Source organism: Bradyrhizobium sp. WBAH42, assembly GCF_024585265.1.
In the GTDB taxonomy this organism is placed as follows: Bacteria; Pseudomonadota; Alphaproteobacteria; order Rhizobiales; family Xanthobacteraceae; genus Bradyrhizobium.
Genome location: NZ_CP036533.1, coordinates 8,210,639 through 8,233,904, shown reverse-complemented (window position 1 = coordinate 8,233,904; position 23,266 = coordinate 8,210,639). Strand labels below are relative to the sequence as shown.

At 58.3% G+C, this 23,266-nt stretch carries 19 protein-coding genes and 8 pseudogenes; 15 read left to right on the top strand and 12 right to left on the bottom strand.

All coding sequences use genetic code 11. The annotated features are described in order from the left end of the window. Positions 1-24 precede the first annotated feature (24 nt). Positions 25-309, bottom strand: coding sequence for a DUF3892 domain-containing protein (locus DCG74_RS38455; protein WP_036032306.1), 285 nt, complete (start codon positions 307-309; stop codon positions 25-27). Between the two features lie 235 nt (positions 310-544). Between DCG74_RS38455 and DCG74_RS38450 the strand changes: the two genes are divergently transcribed. After that, positions 545-787 carry a hypothetical protein gene (locus tag DCG74_RS38450; RefSeq protein ID WP_172789748.1) on the top strand — a complete coding sequence of 81 codons (243 nt, stop codon included), beginning with the start codon at positions 545-547 and terminating at the stop codon, positions 785-787. A gap of 354 nt (positions 788-1,141) precedes the next feature. Here the strand turns inward: DCG74_RS38450 and DCG74_RS38445 are convergent. After that, positions 1,142-1,394: pseudogene (locus DCG74_RS38445) on the bottom strand (integrase core domain-containing protein); the annotation flags it as partial. 243 nt (positions 1,395-1,637) lie between these two features. On the opposite strand from DCG74_RS38445, the gene DCG74_RS38440 reads away from it, so the two are divergent. The 3 genes and pseudogenes from DCG74_RS38440 (at position 1,638) to DCG74_RS38430 (ending at position 2,690) form a co-directional block, all read left to right on the top strand. Continuing rightward, the gene (locus DCG74_RS38440) at positions 1,638-1,991 is read left to right on the top strand and encodes a hypothetical protein (RefSeq protein ID WP_172789747.1); all 354 of its coding nucleotides are present in this window, start codon (positions 1,638-1,640) and stop codon (positions 1,989-1,991) included. A gap of 159 nt (positions 1,992-2,150) precedes the next feature. Continuing rightward, positions 2,151-2,476 (top strand): annotated as a pseudogene (locus DCG74_RS38435) (IS630 family transposase); the annotation flags it as partial. Between the two features lie 13 nt (positions 2,477-2,489). Beyond that, positions 2,490-2,690: a transposase gene (locus DCG74_RS38430; RefSeq protein ID WP_373569544.1), complete on the top strand. Its 201-nt coding sequence runs from the start codon at positions 2,490-2,492 to the stop codon at positions 2,688-2,690. Positions 2,691-3,793: 1,103 nt separating this feature from the next. Here DCG74_RS38430 and DCG74_RS38425 read toward each other — a convergent pair. The 7 genes and pseudogenes from DCG74_RS38425 to DCG74_RS38395 all read right to left on the bottom strand — a co-directional run bounded on the left by DCG74_RS38425 (position 3,794) and on the right by DCG74_RS38395 (position 11,269). Further along, entirely contained in the window at positions 3,794-6,040 is a 2,247-nt protein-coding gene (locus tag DCG74_RS38425) for a hypothetical protein (protein WP_257187525.1), read from the bottom strand. Positions 6,041-7,049: 1,009 nt separating this feature from the next. After that, positions 7,050-7,439 (bottom strand): annotated as a pseudogene (locus tag DCG74_RS38420) (plasmid partitioning protein RepA); the annotation flags it as partial. A gap of 473 nt (positions 7,440-7,912) precedes the next feature. Then, positions 7,913-9,155 (bottom strand): annotated as a pseudogene (locus tag DCG74_RS38415) (IS66 family transposase). Positions 9,156-9,200: 45 nt separating this feature from the next. Further along, a complete protein-coding gene (tnpB, locus tag DCG74_RS38410; protein WP_172789742.1) occupies positions 9,201-9,548 on the bottom strand; it encodes an IS66 family insertion sequence element accessory protein TnpB in 348 nt (115 codons plus the stop codon). Beyond that, positions 9,545-9,946 carry a transposase gene (locus tag DCG74_RS38405; RefSeq protein ID WP_172789741.1) on the bottom strand — a complete coding sequence of 134 codons (402 nt, stop codon included), beginning with the start codon at positions 9,944-9,946 and terminating at the stop codon, positions 9,545-9,547. Before DCG74_RS38405 ends, tnpB begins: the two co-directional genes overlap by 4 nt. A 402-nt stretch (positions 9,947-10,348) precedes the next feature. After that, entirely contained in the window at positions 10,349-10,834 is a 486-nt protein-coding gene (locus DCG74_RS38400) for a hypothetical protein (protein ID WP_172789740.1), read from the bottom strand. 180 nt (positions 10,835-11,014) lie between these two features. Continuing rightward, the gene (locus DCG74_RS38395; protein ID WP_172789739.1) at positions 11,015-11,269 is read right to left on the bottom strand and encodes a hypothetical protein; all 255 of its coding nucleotides are present in this window, start codon (positions 11,267-11,269) and stop codon (positions 11,015-11,017) included. A 537-nt stretch (positions 11,270-11,806) separates the two neighbouring features. On the opposite strand from DCG74_RS38395, the pseudogene DCG74_RS38390 reads away from it, so the two are divergent. After that, positions 11,807-11,983: pseudogene (locus tag DCG74_RS38390) on the top strand (IS3 family transposase); the annotation flags it as partial. Positions 11,984-12,979: 996 nt separating this feature from the next. On the opposite strand, the gene DCG74_RS38385 reads toward DCG74_RS38390, so the two are convergent. Then, positions 12,980-13,471, bottom strand: coding sequence for a hypothetical protein (locus DCG74_RS38385; protein ID WP_172789738.1), 492 nt, complete (start codon positions 13,469-13,471; stop codon positions 12,980-12,982). Positions 13,472-13,958: 487 nt separating this feature from the next. Here DCG74_RS38385 and DCG74_RS38380 point away from each other — a divergent pair, with 487 nt between their 5' ends. The 3 genes and pseudogenes from DCG74_RS38380 to DCG74_RS38370 form a co-directional block, all read left to right on the top strand. Beyond that, positions 13,959-14,333 carry a helix-turn-helix domain-containing protein gene (locus tag DCG74_RS38380; RefSeq protein ID WP_172789737.1) on the top strand — a complete coding sequence of 125 codons (375 nt, stop codon included), beginning with the start codon at positions 13,959-13,961 and terminating at the stop codon, positions 14,331-14,333. Further along, entirely contained in the window at positions 14,227-15,597 is a 1,371-nt protein-coding gene (locus DCG74_RS38375) for a type II toxin-antitoxin system HipA family toxin (protein ID WP_306558288.1), read from the top strand. The genes DCG74_RS38380 and DCG74_RS38375 overlap by 107 nt, the downstream gene beginning before the upstream one ends. Positions 15,598-15,709: 112 nt before the next feature. Further along, positions 15,710-16,512 (top strand): annotated as a pseudogene (locus DCG74_RS38370) (IS701 family transposase); the annotation flags it as partial. A gap of 24 nt (positions 16,513-16,536) precedes the next feature. Here the strand turns inward: DCG74_RS38370 and DCG74_RS38365 are convergent. Next, positions 16,537-16,713: pseudogene (locus tag DCG74_RS38365) on the bottom strand (IS3 family transposase); the annotation flags it as partial. Between the two features lie 63 nt (positions 16,714-16,776). On the opposite strand from DCG74_RS38365, the gene DCG74_RS38360 reads away from it, so the two are divergent. Next, entirely contained in the window at positions 16,777-17,085 is a 309-nt protein-coding gene (locus DCG74_RS38360) for an AAA family ATPase (protein WP_257187524.1), read from the top strand. Between the two features lie 9 nt (positions 17,086-17,094). Here the strand turns inward: DCG74_RS38360 and DCG74_RS38355 are convergent. Then, positions 17,095-17,856: pseudogene (locus DCG74_RS38355) on the bottom strand (TonB-dependent receptor plug domain-containing protein); the annotation flags it as partial. A 558-nt stretch (positions 17,857-18,414) separates the two neighbouring features. On the opposite strand from DCG74_RS38355, the gene DCG74_RS38350 reads away from it, so the two are divergent. The 6 genes from DCG74_RS38350 (at position 18,415) to DCG74_RS38325 (ending at position 23,257) form a co-directional block, all read left to right on the top strand. Further along, positions 18,415-19,812 (top strand): FAD-binding oxidoreductase, encoded by a 1,398-nt coding sequence (locus DCG74_RS38350; RefSeq protein WP_172789716.1) that lies wholly within the window; start codon positions 18,415-18,417, stop codon positions 19,810-19,812. Positions 19,813-19,817: 5 nt separating this feature from the next. Beyond that, a complete protein-coding gene (locus DCG74_RS38345) occupies positions 19,818-20,561 on the top strand; it encodes an ABC transporter substrate-binding protein (protein ID WP_172789717.1) in 744 nt (247 codons plus the stop codon). A 77-nt stretch (positions 20,562-20,638) separates the two neighbouring features. Then, positions 20,639-21,292, top strand: a complete 654-nt coding sequence (locus DCG74_RS38340; protein ID WP_172789718.1) for an amino acid ABC transporter permease — start codon at positions 20,639-20,641, stop codon at positions 21,290-21,292. Further along, complete coding sequence (locus DCG74_RS38335) at positions 21,292-22,023, top strand: amino acid ABC transporter ATP-binding protein (RefSeq protein WP_172789719.1); 732 nt, start codon at positions 21,292-21,294, stop codon at positions 22,021-22,023. Before DCG74_RS38340 ends, DCG74_RS38335 begins: the two co-directional genes overlap by 1 nt. A 43-nt stretch (positions 22,024-22,066) precedes the next feature. Beyond that, complete coding sequence (locus tag DCG74_RS38330; protein WP_172789720.1) at positions 22,067-22,879, top strand: IclR family transcriptional regulator; 813 nt, start codon at positions 22,067-22,069, stop codon at positions 22,877-22,879. Positions 22,880-22,900: 21 nt separating this feature from the next. Beyond that, positions 22,901-23,257 carry a RidA family protein gene (locus DCG74_RS38325; protein WP_172789721.1) on the top strand — a complete coding sequence of 119 codons (357 nt, stop codon included), beginning with the start codon at positions 22,901-22,903 and terminating at the stop codon, positions 23,255-23,257. Positions 23,258-23,266 lie beyond the last annotated feature (9 nt).

Genomic DNA, 23,266 nt, shown 5'->3' with positions numbered 1-23,266 from the left:
CCGGCGATCTGGGATGGACAAGCATCACGGACACTCAGCGAGTGAAAGAAGATTGTCTGGCTGAATGCCGTCGGCCGTCGTCTTGATGTACTTGTGCCCTTCGTGTTTGGCCACGATCAAACCAGCAGTGAGCCCGTCTTCCTGGACATAGAATTCCCACGCGCCGCTTTCGATGTCTCTGATCGTCTGAACGACAGATTGCTTCCAGTGACTTCCGTTCGAATATACCCCGCCGATGCTGCTAATTCTCTCGTGTGGATTCGTGCTGTCGGTCTTACTGACGCAACGAACGCGTGCGAGTCTGGCCACGGGGTCTCTTCTTCCGCATGCAAAAGGAGCAACAAGGTTAGCGTTCAGTGGCGGACCGTGCCGCCGACCAATTCAGGTAGGTGCCTCGGTTACTTGTCTGCGCCATGATCTGGTGGCGCCTCGGGAATATGTCTCTGGAGCAAAGGTGGCCAACCACAGTCTTCATAGAGGGGGCTCGGCCACCGGCGCTTAGGCGCTTGCGAAGCGTACCCTAAGGGTAGCTACAGGCCAACGGATGCACATATTCGAGCGGTACATCACGTCCCTACGCTCACAGGCGCTTGCGGTGCTTGCAGCCAATCAGGCCCGCGCGGCCGATCAGTCTTTGAGCCTGGCAGATCGCCAAGTCGCGACGTTCGATGCCGAGGACGCTCAGGAAATGCTAGGCATCCTCGATTGCGTGAAACTCGACCCCGGGCCGGAGGAGGCACGGAAGATCGCTGCGCGCATACGCACGCTTCTAGAAGGGAAGAAGTGAGCCGCCAAGTTGACGGCGCGAAGGCTACGTCCATCCGGCGTCGTAGCTGCCGGCGCGCGTGTCCTGCCGGGCCGGGCTGCGCTCATAACGCCCAGCACCGCACAGCTGGTCCGCTTCGGCTCCAGGATGGCGTTCAGTGTCTCTTCCACCGTCCCGCGGACCATCTCGCCCAGGTGATCTCGAATCCGGGCCTCATCAATTTGGATCACCATGACCCATGGCATTCCCATCGTTCATTCAAAGCTCCTTCGTTCTAGAAGAAGCCATCAATCCTGAAGGAGTGTCCGTCGTCAGATAATTTGAGACTGGTCAGGCTTTTTGAGAACGGAGGCTCTGGCTCATCAGGGTTAGAGTTTAAGCGGCCTGCAGTTGATGCTGCAAGCGGCGGTTTGGTGTCGCGCTTGATGCGGTTTCGTTCTGCGAGGATCGCCTCAGCCCTGCCGAAGTAGACATCGGCTGGCGTGAGGTTGTCGATGCTCTCATGATAGCGGACGTGATTATAGTATTCGACGAAGACTCCTACTTGACGCTCGAGATCACCGGGTAGGTAATAGTTGTCGAGCAGGATACGGTTCTTCAGCGTCTGATGCCAGCGCTCGATCTTTCCTGAGCAGCCTTGGCCGGTGCGCGACGGCGATGTGGTCAAGCGAACGGCCAGCGTCCATAGAAGCAAGAACACCACCTTCGCATCAAGCGCCGCGCGAGACGATACGCGCCACAGAAGCTTATTGCCGACGGTCGCCGGAGATTCGTTTCCGTGCCTTGACCAGACCAGATCCTCCCTGACCGCCGCTGGAAATGGAACTATCTACCAAGTTGTGAAGCGATTTCTGCAGCTAGGGAGGGAGCTGTGGCCCACGTTGAAAATTGGGTGATGCTGCAAGAGCAAGAACCGGCCGAACAAGAGAAGATGTCTGAGGAAGCCCATCGGCAAGCCACAGAACGGATCAAGGCGTACGAGGAGCAGATTGTCACCGTCCTCAAAGGTCGCGTCGTCGGAGAGTTCTCGACCAACTACGCGATCCTCATCGGCAGACTGATCAAGTTGAGCGCCGCCGGCAACGACGATCCGCTGATCAGGTTCGCCGGCATGTTCGCTGCGGCCGACCCGTCCGACCGACTTCAACGCGGTGGCCAAACGCGCCAGAGGAGTGTCGATGATCATCGGAAGCGGACGACCACTCGTCCACGCGAGGCCCCGTAGGTGATGCGCTCCGGAACGTTGTCATGACCAAGAGTCACACCGTAGAAGAACCTCAACGCGCAGACGATTTGTTCCGCGAACCTAGTACCCACTTTTCTTGGATCGTGAGTCGTGATTCAAGATCGGGATGACACCCTAAGCAAGAGAGGTCCACCTTTCCATTCAAAACGCCGTCGCCGTGTCGAGTTTCTCGACTTCATGAACAGCGTCACCGTGGCTTTTCCGGACCGGAAGCTTCACGTCATCCTCGACAACCTCAACACCCACAAAAAGGTGCGTCCTGGCTCAACCAGGTCGAGGTGTGGTTCTCAATCTTGCGGGGGGGGCAGTCGCTCAGCGGCACCTCCTTCACAAGCCCCAAGCAGCTTCAGGAACACATCGATGCCTACGTCAACGCGTACAATGACAAAGCTGAGCCCTTCGTCTGGACCAAGAAAAAGATCCGTCAACGCCATTTCAAAGGGCGCCGTATCACTCAGCTCTGATTCCGGGTACTAGATCAATCCGCTCGAGCGCATCATGAAGGAGATCCGGCGACGAACCCGTGTCGTCGGCGCCTTCCCCGACGGTCAATCCTGTCTCAACTTAGCGGCGGCCCGGCTGCGGCACATTGCCGGAACGGCGTGGCCGACCAAATGCTACATGAACATGCGACCGCTCTATCAGCCACAACTCTCTGAAACCGGAGCCGTCGCCTGATCAAAAGTGCGAAAGATTCTGGACAGTACCGCCCATCTCGCTCCCGGAATATATGCAGGGGTGGGACTGTCATACATTCATAACCCGACAAGCATCACGCACACTCCCCAGACTAAAGACGCGCTCAATCTGTTGCTATCTACGTTGATATTCTTCTGATCGTCGCAACCGCCATTCTGCTACGACCTCCTCGTGACCCAAGGGACTTGAGCTCTTTGAAAGGATCCGCCGCATCTGCGCTAGCCAAGCATTGTTGCTCGGCTAGACGGGAAGTCGCTGACCCCACGGTGACGTGCGCGAGTTCAGCGGGGACGCTAATAGCAACAGACTCGTTAAAGCATTAGAGTATCTACGGACCTTTCGCTCGACGGGGGGATCGTCGTGCCCATCGTGCGTCCAAGGCGCACTCGCGCTAATCTCAATCCTTCCCCCACAGAACCGGACTCAATCCCGAAGACGCCATACCGACGGACACGCATCGATGGCTCCCCTGTGCAGGACCGCGCGCCGCACGAGGCTAATCGGCTGGAGGAGCATCAGGGTGGGCAGGATAATACGCCCGCACCGTCGGCTCTCCACGAAGGACAGGTCCTTGTCGGTCCAGAGCAGCTTCTTAAGAGCAGCTTCGCTGCCTACTGGATCATCTGAACCAACAATCCATACCCTTGCCATGTGGCGTCCCTTCAAAGGAGCTTCAGCAGCTCGAAAGGACTTACGTGACGAGGTTCAACGGCAATGGGAGAATCCCCTGGCTCTCATTTTTCGTTGATCCGGGTTTATTGTTGACGAGGAGCAGTTCTCGAGGGGAGCTCGACGCAGAGCAGAGCTCTCGGGAGGAACCCTCGGGTAAGTGTTGCAGGGGACCCTATCGATCGGGGTACACACGGCGTTGTCGAGAGACAGTCGTCTTCGAAACCAACCTCGTGTCTGAGTAGGAGCACTGGAGTTGTAGCACGATAAACCGACCGCCAGCACCATCGCCGACGTCACGCCTCACCTCTGCAATCTACATCGACTGGATCCATGGCCCATCAAGCGCGACGTGAGCGAAGGCCGCGCGCGAACTGCCCGACGAGCATTTGGAAGCAGTCAAGTTTGGTTCTTCAGCCACGTTCGGGATAGACGCGAACGCGGCGGCGTCCCTCGCTTTCGACCAACTCGCCCCTATAAGGCACTCCACGGATCTCGAAATAGGTCGGGCGCCCGACTTCGGGCATGATGCGCTGGCCTTCAAGGACGCGGACAAGGTAATCGGGCAAGAATCGCTCCCGGTGCTCCCATCCGCCCCGAATCAAGTACCCAAGATCGACTGTACCTTGGTCGGGTCGCGCGGCCCTGACGATCTGCGGGGGACGATAGAGGGGCTGCGATGGGCCAGCTTCGTTGGTCCCGCCAGCCCGCGGGTGATGGATCAGGCGAACATCCATGGGGCCTTCCGGCCCGACAGTCGCGGAATAGTGCTCCCCATTGATCGCGAACTGACTTGGCCCGAACTGGTTTGGCAGCAGATTGATGTTGCTCAATACGTCGATCAACACGTCTGAAGCCGCCTTGGAGCCGTGGCGCCAGTCGGCGCCAACGATCGGTCCGATATCCCGCAGCTCCGGAGCCAGCCCCGGCGGTCCTGCGAACCACGAGGTGGCTGCAAATTCAGGTGCTGGCGCAGAGCGCGCATCGTCACGCAAGTCGTGCGGCGTGGGTGGATCCAGATCAACGAAGGAGTCGAGACCGCCATAGATGTTTGACGATCGGGGCCTCACCGATGACGGCGGTGCGGGTTCTTGCATTTGCTGCCCAAGCCAGGCCCAGGCTCCCTGGCTGGGGGTGGCCGGAGTAGCAGGAAGCTCGAGCGGCGGATGAGCTTGCGCGGCCCAGTGCGGCGCTGGCACTGGTGAGGCGGGTTCGTGGATTTGCTCGCCAAGCCAATCCCGGGCTGCCGCGCTCGGCGTTGCCGGGGTTTCGGGAAGCTGTTGCGACGAACCGGCCTGCCAATCGCTGGGCGCTCGCATCGATGTTGTGGGCCCGTGGATCTGCTCGCCAAGCCAATCCCAGGCTCCCGCGCTCGGGGTAGCTGGCGTTGCAGGAGGCGCCTGCAGTGAGTGCCTCTGTCGAGCGGCTTCCCAAGAACGCTGGCCCGGATCCTCAGGAGGCAGCAATGCAAGTGCCCTGTTCGCCTCCCGGATTTGCTGGTATTGGCCAAGCTTGACTAGATCAGCCTTGATCTTGCCGTCCTTGGTTTCCCGCCTGTACTTCTCGACATCCTGCTCAAGGGCTGGGGTGGAAAGTCTGCCAGCCATTGGCGGCCGATCATGCGTTTGCAGCCACTCACTGAGCCTATACATGCGGCGAGCTTGCCTGTCGATCGTCTCCGGCTCGATCCTGTGCACTGCCTTTTCCGCCGCCGACCACATGTCGATGAGGGTTGCGTCCGCGCGGTGGGGGGCCAGTCGGCGGAGATCAGCCGCCAGAGCGTTTCCGGCACTGACCTCACGGAGCTTCTTCAACGCCGCCTTGATGCGTCTGCTTCTGTCCTGTGCGTAGGTATCGACATCCTCATCCAGCTCAGCTTCCAGCTGATGGTTTTCCACCTCCGGGTTGTCCTGCTGCGCGTTTTCTGATTCCCGTTGAATTCGATCGGCAATTGAGGGCCTGCCAGCGGTGCTCAGGCGCGCGCTCAAATGGCGCAAATCGGCTGCGGCATTCTTGATCGTGCCGTCGGTGAGGTTACCCGCCGCCTTGTTTCTGAAATCTCTTATTAGCGCCTCGTCCTCCTCTGGGACAGCGCGCGTCCGGCCCGGCTGCCGAGCATAGTCAATGCGAAGATTCGTGGAAAAGGCATCCCCCTGCCCCGCGTTGCGCGAGTACTTTTCGCTGCTGCTCCCGCCAAAAGCCTTGCCGATTCCCGACTTGAAGCGTGACCATAATCCGCCGCCTTTTCCGCTCTTGGCCGACGCGGCAGACTCTGCCTCCGGAAAGCTGTAGCGCGCGCTGCTGAACAGATCATCTCGCAAGCTGGACTGCGGCACTTGCGCCGAAGCGGGAAGCTTGAAGCTGGGAATGTCTACGCTCCGCCGCGTGCCGCCCAGCGCACTCTCCCTAAAAGTGGAGTCCGGCGGCACCCGCATCGAACCGCCGAAATCCTCCCGCCGGACTGCTCGACGTCCTGCGGGAGCCGGATTGGACGAATTTGAGTTGCTTTCATCTGACGGATCGAGACTCAAATCCTCCAGCTGCCGTTCGAAACCGCCGTGCTCCCTTCGGTTGTCTCCTCGCTGCGCGGCCCGCTCTTGCAGGGCAGCGTACTCCCGCATCCAGGCTCCTGAATCGAAGAATGGGTCAACCGGATCCACCCTGCTCTCCTCATGTTTGTATAGGCCCGACAGCAATCGGTACGTCTAGCAAGAAACAGATTGTGGATTGTTGTAGCCGCAACCTTTCGAAAAGCTGACGAGATTAGGACATTGCTGCGCGATTGACGGCCTCGCATCGGCCGCCGCCTGGCGACAGCCGCTCCAATCTTTCGCACCTCTTCGCCTAGCCTGTTCCAGTCGAGGAATTCGTAAAGCGATGATACCAATGGGTGGTCCTGACGATCGTGCGAGGAATTCAAGCATCAGGCCGGAATTCCTCGGCCGCTAACAAAGGTCATGCGTGACGAGCATCTTCTCCGCAACTTTGGCGCTCAGCTTATCCTGCTTCAATGACGGACAGCGACCTCTCCTTGACGCAGACCGGGAGGCGTTCTGGTGACCTGGGCTTCCATTTGTTGGTTTCGACTACGCTTATGAAGGACCGAATTGGCCTACTGCGGTTTACCAGGTCCGGCGCATTCGCTCGGATGCAGAACGTCCCTTTTGGGGGCTTACCGCGCATCCGCCGTTTCCGGGAAAACGTGGATCACATAGGGCTGCCCATGAGGGAGCGTAGTCGCCTAGACGAGAGGAACAGCGCGTTCAGACATGAAATCGCCCAGACAGCTTTTTCAAAATGATGTGCAGGTTGTCCTGAGTTCTCGGTAGTCATCCCGAGCGCCTCTCGGCGCTCGGGATCGGACAGGCAGCGCGCAGTTCGAGGATGAGCTTGGCTGTCATTCGGCCTGCAATATTGACCCCCGTGTTGCCGCATCTGCGAATGTTACCGTGATGGCGCCATTGCCGATGACGATCCGATGTCGATTAATCGGTCGCGCCAGATGGCTTTCCCGGCTTGCTCGACGAGAGGGGCTGTGGTCGGGTCGGGCCCTAGGGCCCGACCCGACCACAGCCCCTCTCGTCGAGCAAGCCGGGAAAGCCATCTGGCGCGACCGATTAATCGACATCGGATCGTCATCGGCAATGGCGCCATCACGGTAACATTCGCAGATGCGGCAATACGGACGGTGATAATTTGAAGCTTATCGCCTGGGCGCCGGCGCGGGAGAAATTCCAATGCTTCGCGCGGCCGTGCGGTGGCTAGATACCCGCGCAACTCATGAATCTGGCCCAAGGTATAAGATCGGCGTCCGCCAAGGCCCGTCCCTGGGGTCGGTCCAAGTCCGTCGAGAGAGAGCTGCCGAAGGTACCCATCCGACACACCCGCAATTCGCGCAACCTCCCCTGAGGTGAACGACCGGAGCTATTTGCTTGCTGAAGGCGGGAACAGTGTCTTGGCGAGCGAGCGAAGCTGGCCGGAAAGGATGCCGGCATGCCGTGAGATCCGCGCAGACGCAGTCTCGCTCATCGTAACCGAATCTTCCGCTAAGATCGCCATTTGCCTTCCCGAGACGGTTTCTGCGCGTCAGACGCCTGACCTCCGTTTTGAGAGATGGCCACGATTCTATGATTGGTGCAAGAAATAAAGGGTTAACGAGTTCTTAACGCCACATGGCGGACCCAACAGCAAGCAGCGGCTTGTTGGGCGCATCGCCTTGCTGTTGTCAGCTGACAACAATGCCCCCCAACCGGTGGAGCGAGTCCCTACTATAGCGTGAGTCAGCTAGGCTGTGCGGATTCCCAAACCTCATTCTGTACCAAGCTACCTGCCGCTCCGATCGGTGTTGCTACCGTGCGGAGCGCCGGCGCCTCCTTCGATGCGCAGCAACCCTCGCTTCTTGGTGTCGAGCCAGCGGAGTCGTTGCGTGTGGTGCCGCGTCTGCACTGTACGCATACGACATACGACGGAGGCCGCCTGATAGACGCATGCGCGCGGGCCTGGCGAGCTGTATGACAGCGTTGGGTGAAGGATCAGGCGGCTTGCTGATCGTCGGGGTTGCCCACTTGGCGCAGAAGCTTCCATTCCCAGGGCAGCAGTTCCTGCAGACGCGATGCAGGAAGATCGGCGATACGGGCTAGGACGTCGGCGAGCCAGGCCTTGGGATCGACGTCGTTCAGGCGACAGGTCGTGATCATCGTCAGCATGATGGCGGCGCGGTCAGCGCCGCGCAGGCTGCCGGCGAAGGTCCAGTTGCGCCTTCCCAAGGCAATGCCGCGTAGCGCTCTTTCAGCGGCGTTATTGCTGAGGCAGATCCTGCCATCGTCGAGGAATCGGGCAAAGTCGGCCCAGCGCCTGAGCATGTAGTTGATGGGCTTCAGGACCTCGGAGGAGCGCGAGAGGGTTTCTCGCTCGAGCAGCAGCCACGCGTGCATGTCGTCGAGCAGCGGCTTGCTTCGCTCCTGGCGCACGGCACGGCGCTCGTCGGCGCTGCGGCCGTTGATGGCACGCCCTCGATCTCGAACAACGCATCGAGGCGTCTAACCGCCTCCCGCGCGATCGGAGAGACCGGTTTGCCCTTGCTGCCTTCCCTGGCGTTCTCCTCGATGTCGGCCAGCTCGAAGAAGCCCCGCCGCGCATGGGCGAAGCAGAATGCCGGCGTGATCGGCATCGCTTTCCTTTGCGGGTCGACGTCGCCAGCAATTGTGGACCGATGCCATGGAACGGTGCTGGCGGCTGGCTGATCTTCTCGCAATCGCGGCAGGTGAACTTTTCCCGTACCGTCTCGATGACCTTGAACCGGCGCGGGATCTCCTCCAGGGTCTCGGTCACATCCTCGCCCAGCTTCGCAAGGCGCGCCCCACCGCAGCAGGCGCAGATCGTTGGAGCCTCAATAACGACGCGCTCGCGTTCGATATCATCCGGCCAGGGCTTGCGCGCCGGCCGCCTGCGCATGAAGGCGCGCACGCTCTGGACTTTCGCCGCCGCGGCCCGCGCGGCCAGTTCATCCTCGCTCGCCGTGGTGACGAGTTCTTCGAGCTCCAATTCCAGCTGCTCGAGCAGCCGTGAGTTGCGCTCGGAGCGCTGCCCGTACAGTTCGCGCTTGAGCTTGTCGATCCGCAACTCGAGATGCGCGATCAGCGCCGCGTTATCCGACAGCTCAGCTCTCGCGCTGGCAGCCATCGCCTCGGCTCGCAGCCGCGCCTCACGCTCAGCCTGCAACGCTGCCAGGGCGCTTGCAAGGTCCGATGGAAGATCGTCCGGCCTCGATATCATGAGGTCATTGAGTCAGATCAAGCCGCAGATTCCAACCACAAAACGCTATCCGACCCGCGTTGGACGCTGAGTTTCTTGTGGGTTGCGCCAATCGATCCCGGACAGCAAATAGCTCAACTGCGCCGGCGAGATCGTTACTGTTTCACCGGCAATCGATGGCCAAATGAACCTTCCTCTCTCGAGCCTTTTGGTAAACAGGCATGCTCCCTGGCCATCGTGCCAGATCATCTTCACAAGATCGCTGCGGCGACCACGGAAGACGAACAGATGACCGTTGAGCGGATCTTTGTGCAGCACCTCCTGCACTTGGAGTGCCAACGAGGGAAAGCCTCTGCGCATATCGGTGTAGCCTGTCGCGAGCCACACTCGCGCGCCTGTCGGAACCGGGATCATCGGCGCACCAGGGCATCGACAACGCGACGCAGCGCGTCTCCATCAACGTCGCCATCGACCCGGATGCGGTGTCCGCTACCCAGATCAATCTCGATGATGCCCTGGCTCCTCCGCCGACGCGCCGGCGCCGTCGTCAACGGCGCCTCGGTCAGATCCCGCGGCGGCACAGACGGTCCAATCTCGACCGGCACGAACGGAGCTATACTCGTCTCACTGTACTTGCAAATCTCTTTGCGCCACCTGAACAGCTGACTCACATGAAGGCCGGCCATGCGAGCCACCTCGGAAACAGTGGCTCCGGGCTCGAGCGATGCTGCAACTAGCCGTTCCTTCTCATCTCGCGACCACCGGCGTCGCCGCTCGACCGATGTGATCACCTCTGCCCGCGAAATCGTCATAGCGCTTCTCCTAGGATTCCCCCTAGGACCTGCCGCGCTCGCCTTCGTCAAACAAGACGGTCCTCAATGGAGGGATACTCTGCATTCAGCGATTACTCGCACTCTTTTCCTGACTTGTTGAACGTAAACGTGTTCTTTGAAGGCGACGGAATAGAGAAGACGATTCAAAGCATGTCGGACGACGATATAACAAAACTCAATCTAACATCTGATTGGAAGCAGCGGAAAAAGGAGTACTACACGAAGATCAACAACGAACTGCAGGAGCTAGGAATACCGTTCAAGTTCCGTGATGCCCCAGGGCAAACATCGGCAACCGGGCAGTTAAGATTTCGAACCCAACCCAGACAGCGGCAATGTGTTTCGCTAGCCAAATGAGCAGATGCTCAGTCGTGAGCACCGTCATATCGTGGTCGGATCGAAATCGCGAGGTGTCCATTCCTCGCCGGGTTCTAGGTCAGCTAGTTCAATTACATGACCCGTCCCTTTAACCGGCCACCCTCCCATCTTGGCTGCCCCGTCGTAGGTGGCCATGCGCCGGGAGATAACCACTTCATCTGTAGCGATGTTGTAGAGCTTTACTTTGTAAACGGTCGTCCTGGCCATCTCTATTTCAATTTCCTCTTGATCTGCGTCGTGGGCGTATCCCCGCACATGAATCACCGCTAAGTTGCCCCGCCAGGGCAGCGGCGCAAGCTTGTCGAGGATGTACTGCGGGGCTCCTTCTTTGATTTCTACGCCGTATGCGTAAACCAGCCCATCGTCGTTGGCGATCTCGTTTATCGTATACTCGATTTGATTCAATTCATCGAGCGTGAGGTCAAGTGCCGCGGCAATCGCCTCGGCTTCCTCGGCGTCGCACTCATCTTTAAGCTGTCTGCTGCTCATTGTACACAACTCATCATCCCGACTGCCATTCCTAAAGATCAACTTCGTCTGCATCGGCTATCAGCATATTGCTCCAACGCCTTTTGCATAATGAGTGAGCGGTGAGATTCGATCGAGTATCCTGGGCGGCGCTCGCGACTGAGGCGTTTGGCAAGGCTCCATATTCTCAGCGAGCGCGGATCAGTTCACGTCTCGAAGGTAATTCAGCATACTGTTGCACGCATTCTCGGCCTCAGCGAAGCTTTGGAGCGGCCAGCCGAGAATCCTGATCGAGCCACGGCTCTGGTCAAGCGGACGCCACGAGGCGACGTAGCCCGACCTTCCGCGGAAGCCACGACCAGTCGGGCTCTGGAAGCTGATCACGAACGAATAGCCGTCGCTGTTCGCACTCCATATTTCCATGTCTTCGGCAGCGCGATGGAATTGCAGGAGCATCAGGCTCCGTTCGCCTAGTCAACCCGAGAACGAAATGCTTCGGTCGAACGTCGTAACGGGTCAATACACGGCAGCTCTCGCCGGCAAATTGCGTTCCCTCGTCAAGCCATGGCATGCATCTGGAATCACCAGCGCTCGGCTTGTCCGTCCAGCCACCCGCCTCGATCCCGCGCTTGAAAACTACAGATGTGAAGGTGTTTAGCGACGCGGAAACGCATTCCTTGGCATCGATTTGTCCTATGTTTGTCGCTTCGATCAACTGCCTAAGCAGGTAGTTGACTGTGACACGAGATGCGCTTGATGACCAGCGAGTTCTGGCAAATGGTCCGACACCCCAGTTTGGGAGTTTAAATCACAGGCGTTCGTCAAAATGCAACGCCCCCCCCCGACCGCCGACCCTCTGGTTGGGTGTGACCTTGCCCCCAGATTTTATCCAGTTCTGAGTTCGCTCAAGCCATTGGATTTGCCCAGTTGGGCGGTGGTAGCGACGGGAGCTGGCGCGGAGCCATCGGCATAGCGCAGCGCCAGATCCCGGCGCACAATCTCCAGCGTCCCCACTCGTCGCTGAAATACCTGACCCCCGCGGCCTACGCCGCCCACCTCACCGCAACGGACGATCGGCTGCGCAACCCCGACCAGCTCCGCCGATCGTCCGTTGCTCCATCCGCGCCACTTGGCGTACAAAACCCCGAGACTCTAACTGCCGCTGGATGAAAATGCAGTGGCAGGTCACGATCGTTCCGTCTTCTTCCTGACGTGCAGTTGATACTCTCGCGTAGATGGCAACTGGCGTTGTGACATTTGTCGATTGCGGTACGTTCATAGTTCCATACATATACATAAAGTCTAACTCTTGGGACTTGTACCTGTCGAATCGGGTTCCGCGGCCAAGTTGCGATCAAATTGTACGAAGGGCCGGACCCGTTACGACATGCTCAAAGAGAACATCAAATGCGGCGTCGAGACACCGTCGATGTTCGGGCCCCAATTGCTCCAGCGTGCAGTAACGAATTTCCATTCGGCCATCGTGCGCCGTTGGTAATCCCGCGAACAGGGAGTAAAAGTTGAGCAGGTGGCACCGATTAGACGCTCATCGCGCCTCTCGAACTGCGCAGGGGCGCGGCGTCGGCTGGCGGATAGGACCAGCGGTGCAACTCGAACCACATCCGCGTTGGGAGTCGACGAGGACAGTAGAACTTTGAATGGTGAAGGTGCCAAGTGGGCACAAGACTTGTGGCGCGAGCTACAAACCGAAGACGGCCAGCACATCTTGCAAAATACTTCAACCTCACTCCTGCCGATGTCTACTTCGGCAGGGCTGAGGCGATCACTCGCCGAACGAAGACTCATCAAACGCAACACCATCGCAAACCGCCGCTTGCAGCATCAAGTGCAAGCAGCTTAATTCTAACCCCTGATCAGCCAGAGCCTCTCCTTCTCGAAAAGCTGATCAGTTTCAAATTATCTGACGACGGACAATCCTAGTCCTCAGCGAGAACGCGAGCAGCCGCCTCCAGGACGAGCCCACAATCCCGGATCGCAACACCAGTACGCTCCGCGTGGATTTCCGCCACACCGGCCACTCCTAATTCCTTCAGTGATCATCGCGACGCGACGCTCATATTCCTGCTGCTGGCGTTGTTGTTCAGCGCGCCGCATTTGCTCTTCAAGGTGGCGTCGCTGTTCGACTTTCCGCCGTTCTTCGTCCTGCTACTGTTCCCTCTGTCGACGGACAATTTCAATACGACGCTGTTCTTCCAGTCTGGCTTCAACATTCGTCGAACGATTATCCCACAGATACCACACGACTATTCCTATCAGGGCGAGCACTGCGAAACCAACTCTTCTCCAGAAGAGATTTTGAGTACGTGTGTGCTCATCGATGGTCTTTGTTTGTGGCTCATTTTCTCTCGCGGAGTACCTCGCTTCGTCTCGGGTCTGCATCTGGGAGTTCTCGCGAACGAACCAACGTGCAAGCTGACGGGCACTCTCAAGTGCCTTTCGCGCATCTTTACGCGTAGGTGTTTTGTTTTCGTCGTCGTGCGCTCCCTTGTTGCCCAGCTTGTTGACGGCGTAGAAATGCTCGATGGTTTCCCGGGGAAGAATTGATTTGAGTTCTCCCAACAAATCCGAGGTCGACTTGAGTTCATCGCCAAAATCATCATCCACGGTTAAGCTGATGTCGTATCTCTCGGCAGTCAACCTGGTCAGACGCTCGCCGATTGTTGATGGCCTGGAATGATTGTCTTTCCGCGGTGAGAAAGCGTTCGCGCAGGGTTGCACAATATTGTCTGCCAACTGCACGAGCGGGCGGTATGACCCCGACACATTTCGCTATCGTCAAAACTTGTCGTCAAAACTTCTATTAGGGCGCTACTCATTCGCCGAACGTGAGGAGGTCGCCACATCGAGTGGACGCCAAGGACCATGTTTCGCTCGACGGATGAGCGGGGATTCCCTCCGGTCGTCATCGATTTCCAAAAAACCGAGTTGGTATTGGCAGCAGATTCCCATCGGTAACTTTCTGGGTCGCCCAACCGTGGCTTCGGCGTAAAAGTTCCCGTTCGGTAACCTTTTTGCCTCTTTATGTCGGAACTGCGTAGAAAATCCCGCTCGGTAACTTTTCGCTGGACATTCTCCGTTCCAGCTCATAAAGTTCCCCATCGGTAACTTTGTGACGAGGGGAGCTATGAACACGCCTCCAAAGGGTACTCCCCCCTCATGGCGAAAGGACGCTCCTGGCGAGACCGGTGTCGCGCGCCAAGCCGCCGAGTTCGCTGCAGCATTCGGTCGCCTCATCCAGGAAGAACGCAAACGCCAGGGCCTCCGGCAGGACGAGCTGGCCATGGTGAGTGGGACAGGAAAGCGCTTCATCGTCGACCTCGAGGCCGGAAAAAGCACCTGTCAGCTCGGGCGCAGCCTGCACGTGGCAAACGTGCTCGGGCTGCGCATCGAGGATGTTCTCAAGGACGCCCAAGCCCGCCGCGCGAACACTTCCGAGACACCGGACATTCCCGAGAGCGACGAGGAGGAGCCTGATGGACCGTCTTCCGGTCTACTTTGAGACGCGAGAGGTCGGCTGGATCACGACCGCTGACGAAGCGTCAGGCTTCACCTATGCCGAATCCTGGCGCGGGCTGACCGGCGCCTTCCCTGTGTCGCTCACCATGCCGCTCTCGCGGGCGTCCCACGATGCCTCGGCAATTCTGCCATGGGCGGCAAATCTGCTGCCGGAAAACGCAACTCTCGGGATCGTAGGTCATATGCTCGGCAAGTCGCCGGCCGATGTCATCGGTCTTCTTGCCGAGATGGGCCGCGACACCGCCGGCGCGCTCTCCGTCGGACAGCCTGGCACCGGGCTGATCGCCGGAAAATGGCGAGAGATCCCCGACAAGGCCGCGCTCGAGCGCATCCTCAATGAGCTACCCCACAAGCCCTTCCTCGTCGGCGAAGATGGCGTGTCGATGTCGCTTGCCGGTGTGCAGACGAAGCTCGCCGTCGCTCTGAATGGCGACACCCTGTACATACCGATCGACGGCGCGCCATCGACCCACATCATCAAGCCCGATGGCGAGCACTTACCTGGCGCCGTCCAGAACGAGGCATTCTGCCTGACGCTCGCGCGCATGATCGGAATCCCGACGCCGAAGGTGACGACCGGAACGGCAGGCGAACGTAGCTACCTGCTGGTTGAGCGCTATGACCGCCGTCATGACGGCAAGAGGTGGCGGCGGCTGCATCAGGAGGACTTCTGCCAAGCCCTCGGCCGACCGCCAGCTGCCAAGTACCAGAACAACGATAGAGGCCTAAAAGGACCATCATTGGCCGACATGGTCGGCGTGACCCAGCGCCACATGACAGCACATGAGACCGCCCGCTTCGTCGACCTTGCCATCTTCAATCCAATGGTGTGGAACACGGATTCCCACGCCAAAAATTACTCGCTGATGCTATCGGCGCGCGGCGCCGCCATGGCGCCAAGCTACGACATCGTCTGTGCGGCGCCATATCCGAAGATCACACGCAACATGGCGCAGAAGATCGGCGGGCAGAAGCAGGCTGATCAGCTTGGACGCAACCACTGGGAGCGCTTCGCCATCGACTGCAAGCTCTCTCCAACACAGACGATCCGCCGCGTCTCCGAGATTGCTCAGGCCGTGACACACCATGCAATGGTGGCCAAGGCCGAGGTCGAAGCCATGCCTGCCCGCGGCGATCCCGTCCTGGACACTGTCGTGGAGGCGGTGATTTCGCGCGCGCGCGGCTACCTAGAGCGCCTGAAGCAAACGGAGCCAGCGCCGAAAGGCGCAGCAGCCCTATGGCCCTAGCATTACAGTTGCTATTTTCGGTGAGTTCTGAATCCACGGGTGGGACCATGTTCGGAATCTGATGATTGGCGGCACGTCGGTTGAAGATACGCTGACGCTGTGAGCTTCCTCGTTGCGAGATGCCAAGCAACGCATCCGTCCGCTGTTTACGCAGGAGCGGGTGGCGGCCTCGGCGTGGCGGTTTCTCGACGTACTGTTGGGTAACGAGCCGCGCAAGACGGGTTGGATGCGGGCTGAAGCGGCCGGCGATCCAGGCCCGTGGCGCCAGCAGGCGATCCTGGGTCGGGGGCAGTGGGATGCCGACGCGTTGCGCGACATTGTACGTGAGTACGCGCTGGAAACGCTTGCCGATGAGGACGCGGTTCTGGTTATCGATGAGACCGGGTTTTTAAAACAGGACAAGGTATCGTGCGACGTCGCACGCCAGTACACTGGCTCGGCGGGCAAGATCACCAATTGCCAGATCGGAGTGTTCGCCTCCAATGTGTCGCGGCATGGCCATGCCTTTATCGATCGCACGCTCTACCTGCCGGAGGAATGGACGGACGCCCCCGCTCGCCTGAAGGCACCGCATGTACCGAGCAATGTGGACTTTGCGACCAAGCCCAAGATCGCGCGTCGAATGATCGCTCGTGCGATCGCCGCAAAGGCGCCGTTCTCGTTCGTCGCGGCGGACAGCCTGTATGGCACGGGCGAGATCGAAATCCTGCTGCGCGAGGCGGGCAAAGGCTATGTTCTAGGTGTTGCTTCCAATCATGTGTTCCGTTCCTGGGGCAAGCCGCAGCCTGCCGCCGGCACCGCCTCCGCGATCGCGCAGAGCCTTCCCAAGAAGGCCTGGCGCCGCCTGTCATCCGGCGGAGGGACCAAAGGTCCGGCTGGCACGACTGGCCTATCTCGAGTTGGGCCGATCTCGACGTCAGTTGACCTGCCACTGCATTTTCATCCAGCGGCAGTTAGAGTCTCGGGGTTTTGTACGCCAAGTGGCGCGGATGGAGCAACGGACGATCGGCGGAGCTGGTCGGGGTTGCGCAGCCGATCGTCCGTTGCGGTGAGGTGGGCGGCGTAGGCCGCGGGGGTCAGGTATTTCAGCGACGAGTGGGGACGCTGGAGATTGTACACCACCTCGCGCCGCGCGCCCATACTGATCTTTCCCGCCATAGACGCCACCGAACCAATTCGATGGCACCGACCCAATCATCGGCGAGAAGTTGTCCAGTAACATTCTGGGTGAGGCAATGCGCCGTCGCGAACTTCAAAGACGGCTCCGCCAAGACGACGAGGGCATTGTATCTTTCGCAATCCCTCGCCCTGGCCGGCTTTCGGGTCCTCGCGATTGACCTCGATCCGCAAGCTTCGTTGTCAGCAATGTTGGGTATCAACCCGAGTTCGACATCGCGGCGAACGAAACTCTCTACGGCGCCATTCGATACGACGAACACCGGCGGCCAATGCGGAAAGTTGTCCAACCGACTTATTTTGACGGGTTAGTGCTCGTTCTGGAATGCTGTAATCGGAAGTCTTGCGGCCGTAGGCGTCAGCGTGGAACGCGAAGTTGTCGGCGCCTGCATCGACCAGCAGACCGCCTTCGACACCGCGGTCGACTGAGCTGAACGCTGTGCGCGTCTCGACCGTAGTGCAAGATGCTTCCGGCATGGCAAGAGGTGTGGGCTTGCCGTAGCTTTGGAACGGCAGTGTCGCACAAATCGGCAGTGCGTCGGGGATTCGGTTGTTGGTCGCGCTCACGACTCCACCGATCGAGGTCGACCCGTAGCGCAACGCGGCGGGCCCCCGTACCACTTCGATCTGGTTGATCGCGAAGGGGTCGATCGGGACGAAGTGATCTTCACCAAGGTCCGACGCTCCGCCGCCGTTGATGCCATTCTCGGTGACGCCGACACGGTTGACGTCAAGGCCCCGGATGATCGGTCGGCTAGAGGCGCCCGGCGCGAAGCTCGAGCCGGTGATGCCGGGTCTGGAGAATAGGAGATCACCCAGCTGACCGCCGCCTCCGATGCGGATTTCCTCGTTCGGCAGTACCGTGACTGTTGCAAACTGGTTGGCCACGATTGGCAGCACGCCTTGCTGAGTCACCACAGGGGAAGGCGTAGACGCGACGTCCGGACCTCGACTGCGATTGTGTGCGGCTCCGCGCGCGTTTCTTGATGTAGTGCGTGTGGGAGAAGACTGCCGCCGCACGATGGGGCTGGGCGCGGTTACGGTGACCGCTGGTAGTTCCGTCCGCGGCTTGTCCTGCGCCATCGCTTGTGTGCTCGAGATGCCGAGCAGAAGCCAGCTAGCGCCAGTCACATGCGGTGTGAGAAGTACACGAAGTCGGCTCGTTTCCAAACAGGGGACAAGGGGCCACCCGCCGTCGCGATGCGACGGAGTTTGAGTTCGACTGTTGCCGGGGATCGTCCGCGGGCGAATGCATGACGAGCCGAGCGTTAATCAACCGTTGGAAATCAGAAGGCGGGTGGCGCGCGCGGCTGAAACGTGGTGCACGCCAATCTCAAACCGACGAGACAGACATGGCCCAGCGCCTTGACGAGACAGTGGTCCGGTGGGGCTGAACCAAACAGCTACAGCACGAAACATGCGAGCCAAGTGCCGCACTTAGTGCTCGACCAAAACCACTTCATCTAGAAACGCGCCCCGCCTCACCGCGGAACAAAATGTTCCAGCGATGTAACCCGGTTCGTGTCAAGGTGCGATAGGCAGGAATCGCATCTCGAAAAAAACAGCGCGAAATCGATTGACTACATCGCAAACTTGCAATTACATGCCTGAAATCGATCATTATAAATCGCACAGCGATAAATGGCAGAACAAGCTTACGATCCACTAGTCGATGATTATCCAGCCCCAAGCGTGCTGGATCCAGAAACCTATTGGGCGTCCGTCGCGGGCCCACCACCCCAAGACGACGGAGCCATTCAAGAAGGTGTGGAAGTCGACGTCGCGGTAATAGGAGGCGGCTATGCCGGGCTGAGCGCAGCCCTGTCACTTGCGCGCGACTACGGCATTAGAGCGATCGTCCTTGAAGCCCGTTCAGTCGCTTGGGGCTGCAGTGGGCGCAACGGTAGCTTCGCGCGCATTTCGGGCGGACGCATGCCTATTGCGAAGTTGATCAAAGTCTACGGAGAAGAAGTCGGCAAGGCCTACTTCAACGAGATGCTTCAAGCACTGAATGGGGTACGAGCGATAATCCGTGAAGGCGAAATTGATTGCGACGTGCAGCCTGACGGCGTCTACAAGGTCGCGGCGTTTAACGCTCACGTTGAGGCGCTAAAGCGCGAAACGGAACTCTACAACGATCTCGTTGGATATCCAGCTCGTTTTGTGCCCAAACAGGGTTTAGCCGGAATTCATCATGGCGCGGAAGCGCATGGCGCCATGTACTTCCCTGACGGCTTCTCAATGAACCCGCTTAAGCTGGCGCGCGGCATTTGCCGACTCGCTCGTCGTTATGGTGCACGCGTTCACCCAAACTCCCCGGTGATTGGTTGGCAGCGCTACGGTGGAGTGCACCATCTGAGGACGCCAAGCGGTCTAGTCAAGGCACGCAAAGTCATCGTTGCAACCAACGGCTATACATCCTCGCGCCTTAATCCGTCGCTCGCTGCCCGCATTCTTCCCGTGCATTCGCAGATTATCGTTTCGGCGCCGATGGACGAAAAGCAGATTGCGGGAAGTTTACCTTCAGGCAACTGCATGTTCGATACCCGCGGACTCCTATTTTACTATCGACGCTTGCCCGACGGACGAATGATGTTTGGTGGGCGAAGCGCGATCACGGGCAAGGATGCCGAAAACCCAAGACACAAGGCCTACATGATTGATGCGATGCGGCGAAAGTTTCCGGCATTGTCGCAGGCAACCGTAGATTACTGGTGGGGTGGATGGGTTGCTGTGTCGATGAATTCGCTGCCGTTCGTTTACGCCGTTCCCGGCCAAGACCAGGTATTCTGCGGTGGCGGCTATGCTGGAAGTGGCGTGTCATTCTCCGTTCATGTCGGCAGTAAGCTCGCCATGATGGCCGCTGGTCGGACATTTGCGACTGGGGCGTCATTTCTAACACGTGAGCCGCGCAAATATCCATTCCCAGCCTTCATGAGATTGGGCCAGCGCATCGCCTATCGAGTGATGCAACGAAAAGACACGCGCGAGTCCTCAAAGAGAGCCTGTCATTGTTCAACATCAAATGAAGCGAGGTAATGAGTATGCCTAAGATTGCTGCGATTCTCTGGCTCGGCGCGTCACTCGTTCTCAACGGTACGGCATGGGCTGCGGAAAAGATAAAGGTTGGCGTCACGACCACGGGCATACCGTTTACATTTGTCGACCCCGAGAACCATGAAATCAAGGGTGCCATGGTCGACCTTGCAAAGGCGATCGCGGCCGACAACGGATGGGAAGTGTCGTTCGAAATCGTAGCATTTTCCGCGCTGATTCCGAGCCTCAATACCGGCAAGATAGATCTGATCTCCGCCGGCATGTTGGTCACCGACCAACGCAAGGAGGCTGTCAGCTTCGCCGATCCCGTCTTCGCCTATGGCGAGGCTATGTTTGTCGCGGCTGACGATAGGAAAAACTATACGCTGGAAGCGCTGAAGGCTCAGCCTGTAGGAGCCCAGATAGGCAGTGCTTTCGTAGAGCCACTGAAGGGACTCGGTCTGTTCAGCGACGTCAAGCTTTACGATGGCATAGCCGACATCATGCGCGAAGTTAAGCTTGGTCGTGTCAAGGCAGGCTTTGGCGACCAGCCGATCGTTGCCTATCAGATTGTCCATAACCCGGCGCTCGGTGTGCGCCTTGTAGAAGGCTACAAGCCGCTGAAGAGTAGCGACGTTGCTCCAGCCGTTGCGAAACAGAATGTCGACTTGTTGCGGAGGGTCAACGCATCGATCGGTAAGTTGAAGGCAAGCGGCGAACTGGCGCGCATCTTCGCAAAATACAACCTCTAAGTCCGCGGTGTCGAGGCGTCAGCGTCCTTTTCACTGCTTCGGCGAGGGACGTGTATCCACAATGGAGGGTGCTTCAAGTGAATACCTTTCTCTCCCGGTTTGCCGACTACTTGCCCTTCCTGATAAAGGGCTTATGGCTAACGATTGCTGTAACGTTAGCAGCTCTAGCGCTCTCTACTCTGCTGGGGCTGCTTTGGGCGCTGCTTCGTACTTCTGGCGTACGCTACCTCTCCGGCCCCACGCGAATCTTTGTTGAATTGATGCGCGGCGTCCCAATCTTGGTCGTCTTGTTCTATCTCTATTTTGTCATGCCTGATCTCGGAGTTGATCTCACAGCGTTTCAAGCAGGTGTCTTGGGACTTTCGCTCACGTACTCCTGCTATATCGGCGAGACGTTTCGTGCCGGTATCGAGGCGATCGACCGCGGACAAACCGAGGCGGCCAAATCGATTGGCATGAAGCATAGCTTAATGATGCGGCGGGTAGTGCTCCCACAAGCGGCGCGTGTTGTAATGCCGCCCTATGCCAACAACATGGTCATGCTGCTAAAGGACTCCTCCCAGGTGTCTGTGATCTCGGTAACCGAACTGACGATGCAGGGAAAAATGCTTGCGTCGTCGAATTTCGACAATCTTACTGTCTTCAGCCTGGTGGCAATTCTCTACCTATGTCTTGTGGTTCCTCTTAATCTGACAATGCGGCGTGTCGAGCAAAAACTGAGGCTGGCCTGATGATCCGCTTTCAAGCAGTTCACAAGTCCTACGGAACTGCGCAAGTGCTGCGAGGTGTCGACGTAGACATTGCGAAGGGTAAGGTGGTTTGTCTCATCGGACCTTCAGGGTCTGGCAAATCAACTATGTTGCGCTGTATCAATGGGCTTGAGAGCTATCAGTCTGGCAGCATCTTTATCAATAATATGGAAGTTGATGCCCGATCGTCTAAGATTCATGAGGTTCGTGCTCGCGTTTCAATGGTGTTTCAGCGCTTCAATCTTTTCCCACACAGAACGGCGCTTGAGAACGTCATGGAGGGACCGCTTTACGTGCTCAAGCAAGGCAGAAAGGAAGTCATCGACCGCGCCGAGGAGCTACTCGTGCGTGTCGGACTCGCGAGCAAACTCGAATCATATCCAGCATCGCTGTCAGGTGGCCAGCAGCAGCGTGTGGCGATCGCACGGGCCCTGGCGATGCAGCCCGACGCCATTTTGTTTGACGAGCCGACCTCCGCCCTCGACCCCGAAATGGTTGGCGAGGTTCTGCAGGTCATGCGCAGTTTGGCGGAAGGGCATATGACCATGCTAGTGGTTACACATGAAATTCACTTCGCACGGGAAGTTGCCGATCAGGTCCTATTCCTCGATCGTGGACAAATATTGGAGCAAGGATCCGCCCAAGACATCTTGCGTGAACCTAGCCACGAGCGCACGAGGGACTTTCTGCGGCGGGTCACACATCCGGTCTGATAGTGACGGCGGAAAGTGACGTGAGTTCAATCGGAACCGAGCAATGACTACAGCGACCAACGAGAAAGAATCGCCATTGTTTATTACTTCGTTCGCGAAGGGATTGATGCTTCTTTCATCCTTTCGTGGCGAGTATTCCAGCCTGAGCCTTGTCGACATGGCCGAAATTACCGGCATGAACAAGAGCACGGTGCAACGTCTGGCGTTCACGCTCGAAACACTAGGCTATTTCGCCAAAGATCCCCAAACTCGTCGGTATCGATTGACACCCAAATCACTCGAAATCGGTACGGGGTATCTCCAGACCAGTGAATTGGTCGAGCGAGCTAACCCTTATCTCCATGAGCTCAATGGGACGACCGGAGAGAGTTGCAATCTCTTGGAGCCGTGCGAAACGGACATGATCTATGTGTCTCGATTTGCCGGACATAAGCAAATCTCGGTGCCGATCGCGCTAGGCCAACGTCTGCCGATGTATTGCTCCTCGGCAGGACGGGCGTTTCTTGCCGCGCTGTCCCCTCCAGCCAGCGATGCAATCCTTGCGCAATCGAAATTACAAGCGTTCACACATAAAACAGAAATCGATCCACAAGCTCTCCGCGCCGTCATCCAGGAAGCGCGTGCAGCGGGCTACGCAACCTCGAACGAGCAATACTACATCGGAGATATCGCCGTGGCGGCCCCGATCGTTAACGCTCAGGGCGATCCGCTAGCCGCGGTCAATGTCGCCGTTCCATTCAGTCGCTGGACCCTCGATTCCGTGATTGAGCAACTGGCGCCGCAAGTCGTCAATACTGCTCGGGCGATTTCGAACGCTGCGCGATCGTTACATCCGCTCACTGACCAGTATTGTTAAACAACACAAAGAGTGTAAACCTTGAATATTCAACGCTACGACGCCAATGGCAAACGTCTCTCTCACGTCCTCGTTTACAACGGAATTGCCTTCATCACCGGGCAGACCGCCGTCGACCGCAAGAAGGACGTAGTCGGCCAAACGACTGAAGTGCTGAACAGGATCGACAATCTGTTGGCAAAGGCCGGCAGCGACAAGTCTCGTATCCTGTTTGCGCAGATCTGGTTGAAGAATGTCGTGAAGGACTTTGGCGCACTGAATAGTGTGTGGGAAGGGTGGATTCCTTCGAACGCGTTGCCAGCGCGTGCCACGGTCGAAGCTAATCTCGCAGCCGAGGACATCCTGGTCGAGATCGCCCTTCAGGCCGCAGTTAACTAGTATTTTGAG

What these genes read in the sequence shown, in the direction of transcription:
- DCG74_RS38380 (WP_172789737.1), top strand. Translation starts at nt 13,959, where the DNA reads ATGAACACGCCTCCAAAGGGTACTCCCCCCTCATGGCGAAAGGACGCT.
- DCG74_RS38330 (WP_172789720.1), top strand. Translation starts at nt 22,067, where the DNA reads ATGACTACAGCGACCAACGAGAAAGAATCGCCATTGTTTATTACTTCG.
- DCG74_RS38395 (WP_172789739.1), bottom strand. Translation starts at nt 11,269, where the DNA reads ATGCTCCTGCAATTCCATCGCGCTGCCGAAGACATGGAAATATGGAGT.
- DCG74_RS38360 (WP_257187524.1), top strand. Translation starts at nt 16,777, where the DNA reads ATGGCACCGACCCAATCATCGGCGAGAAGTTGTCCAGTAACATTCTGG.
- DCG74_RS38345 (WP_172789717.1), top strand. Translation starts at nt 19,818, where the DNA reads ATGCCTAAGATTGCTGCGATTCTCTGGCTCGGCGCGTCACTCGTTCTC.
- DCG74_RS38375 (WP_306558288.1), top strand. Translation starts at nt 14,227, where the DNA reads ATGTTCTCAAGGACGCCCAAGCCCGCCGCGCGAACACTTCCGAGACAC.
- DCG74_RS38350 (WP_172789716.1), top strand. Translation starts at nt 18,415, where the DNA reads ATGGCAGAACAAGCTTACGATCCACTAGTCGATGATTATCCAGCCCCA.
- DCG74_RS38405 (WP_172789741.1), bottom strand. Translation starts at nt 9,946, where the DNA reads ATGACGATTTCGCGGGCAGAGGTGATCACATCGGTCGAGCGGCGACGC.
- tnpB (WP_172789742.1), bottom strand. Translation starts at nt 9,548, where the DNA reads ATGATCCCGGTTCCGACAGGCGCGCGAGTGTGGCTCGCGACAGGCTAC.
- DCG74_RS38400 (WP_172789740.1), bottom strand. Translation starts at nt 10,834, where the DNA reads ATGAGCAGCAGACAGCTTAAAGATGAGTGCGACGCCGAGGAAGCCGAG.
- DCG74_RS38450 (WP_172789748.1), top strand. Translation starts at nt 545, where the DNA reads ATGCACATATTCGAGCGGTACATCACGTCCCTACGCTCACAGGCGCTT.
- DCG74_RS38335 (WP_172789719.1), top strand. Translation starts at nt 21,292, where the DNA reads ATGATCCGCTTTCAAGCAGTTCACAAGTCCTACGGAACTGCGCAAGTG.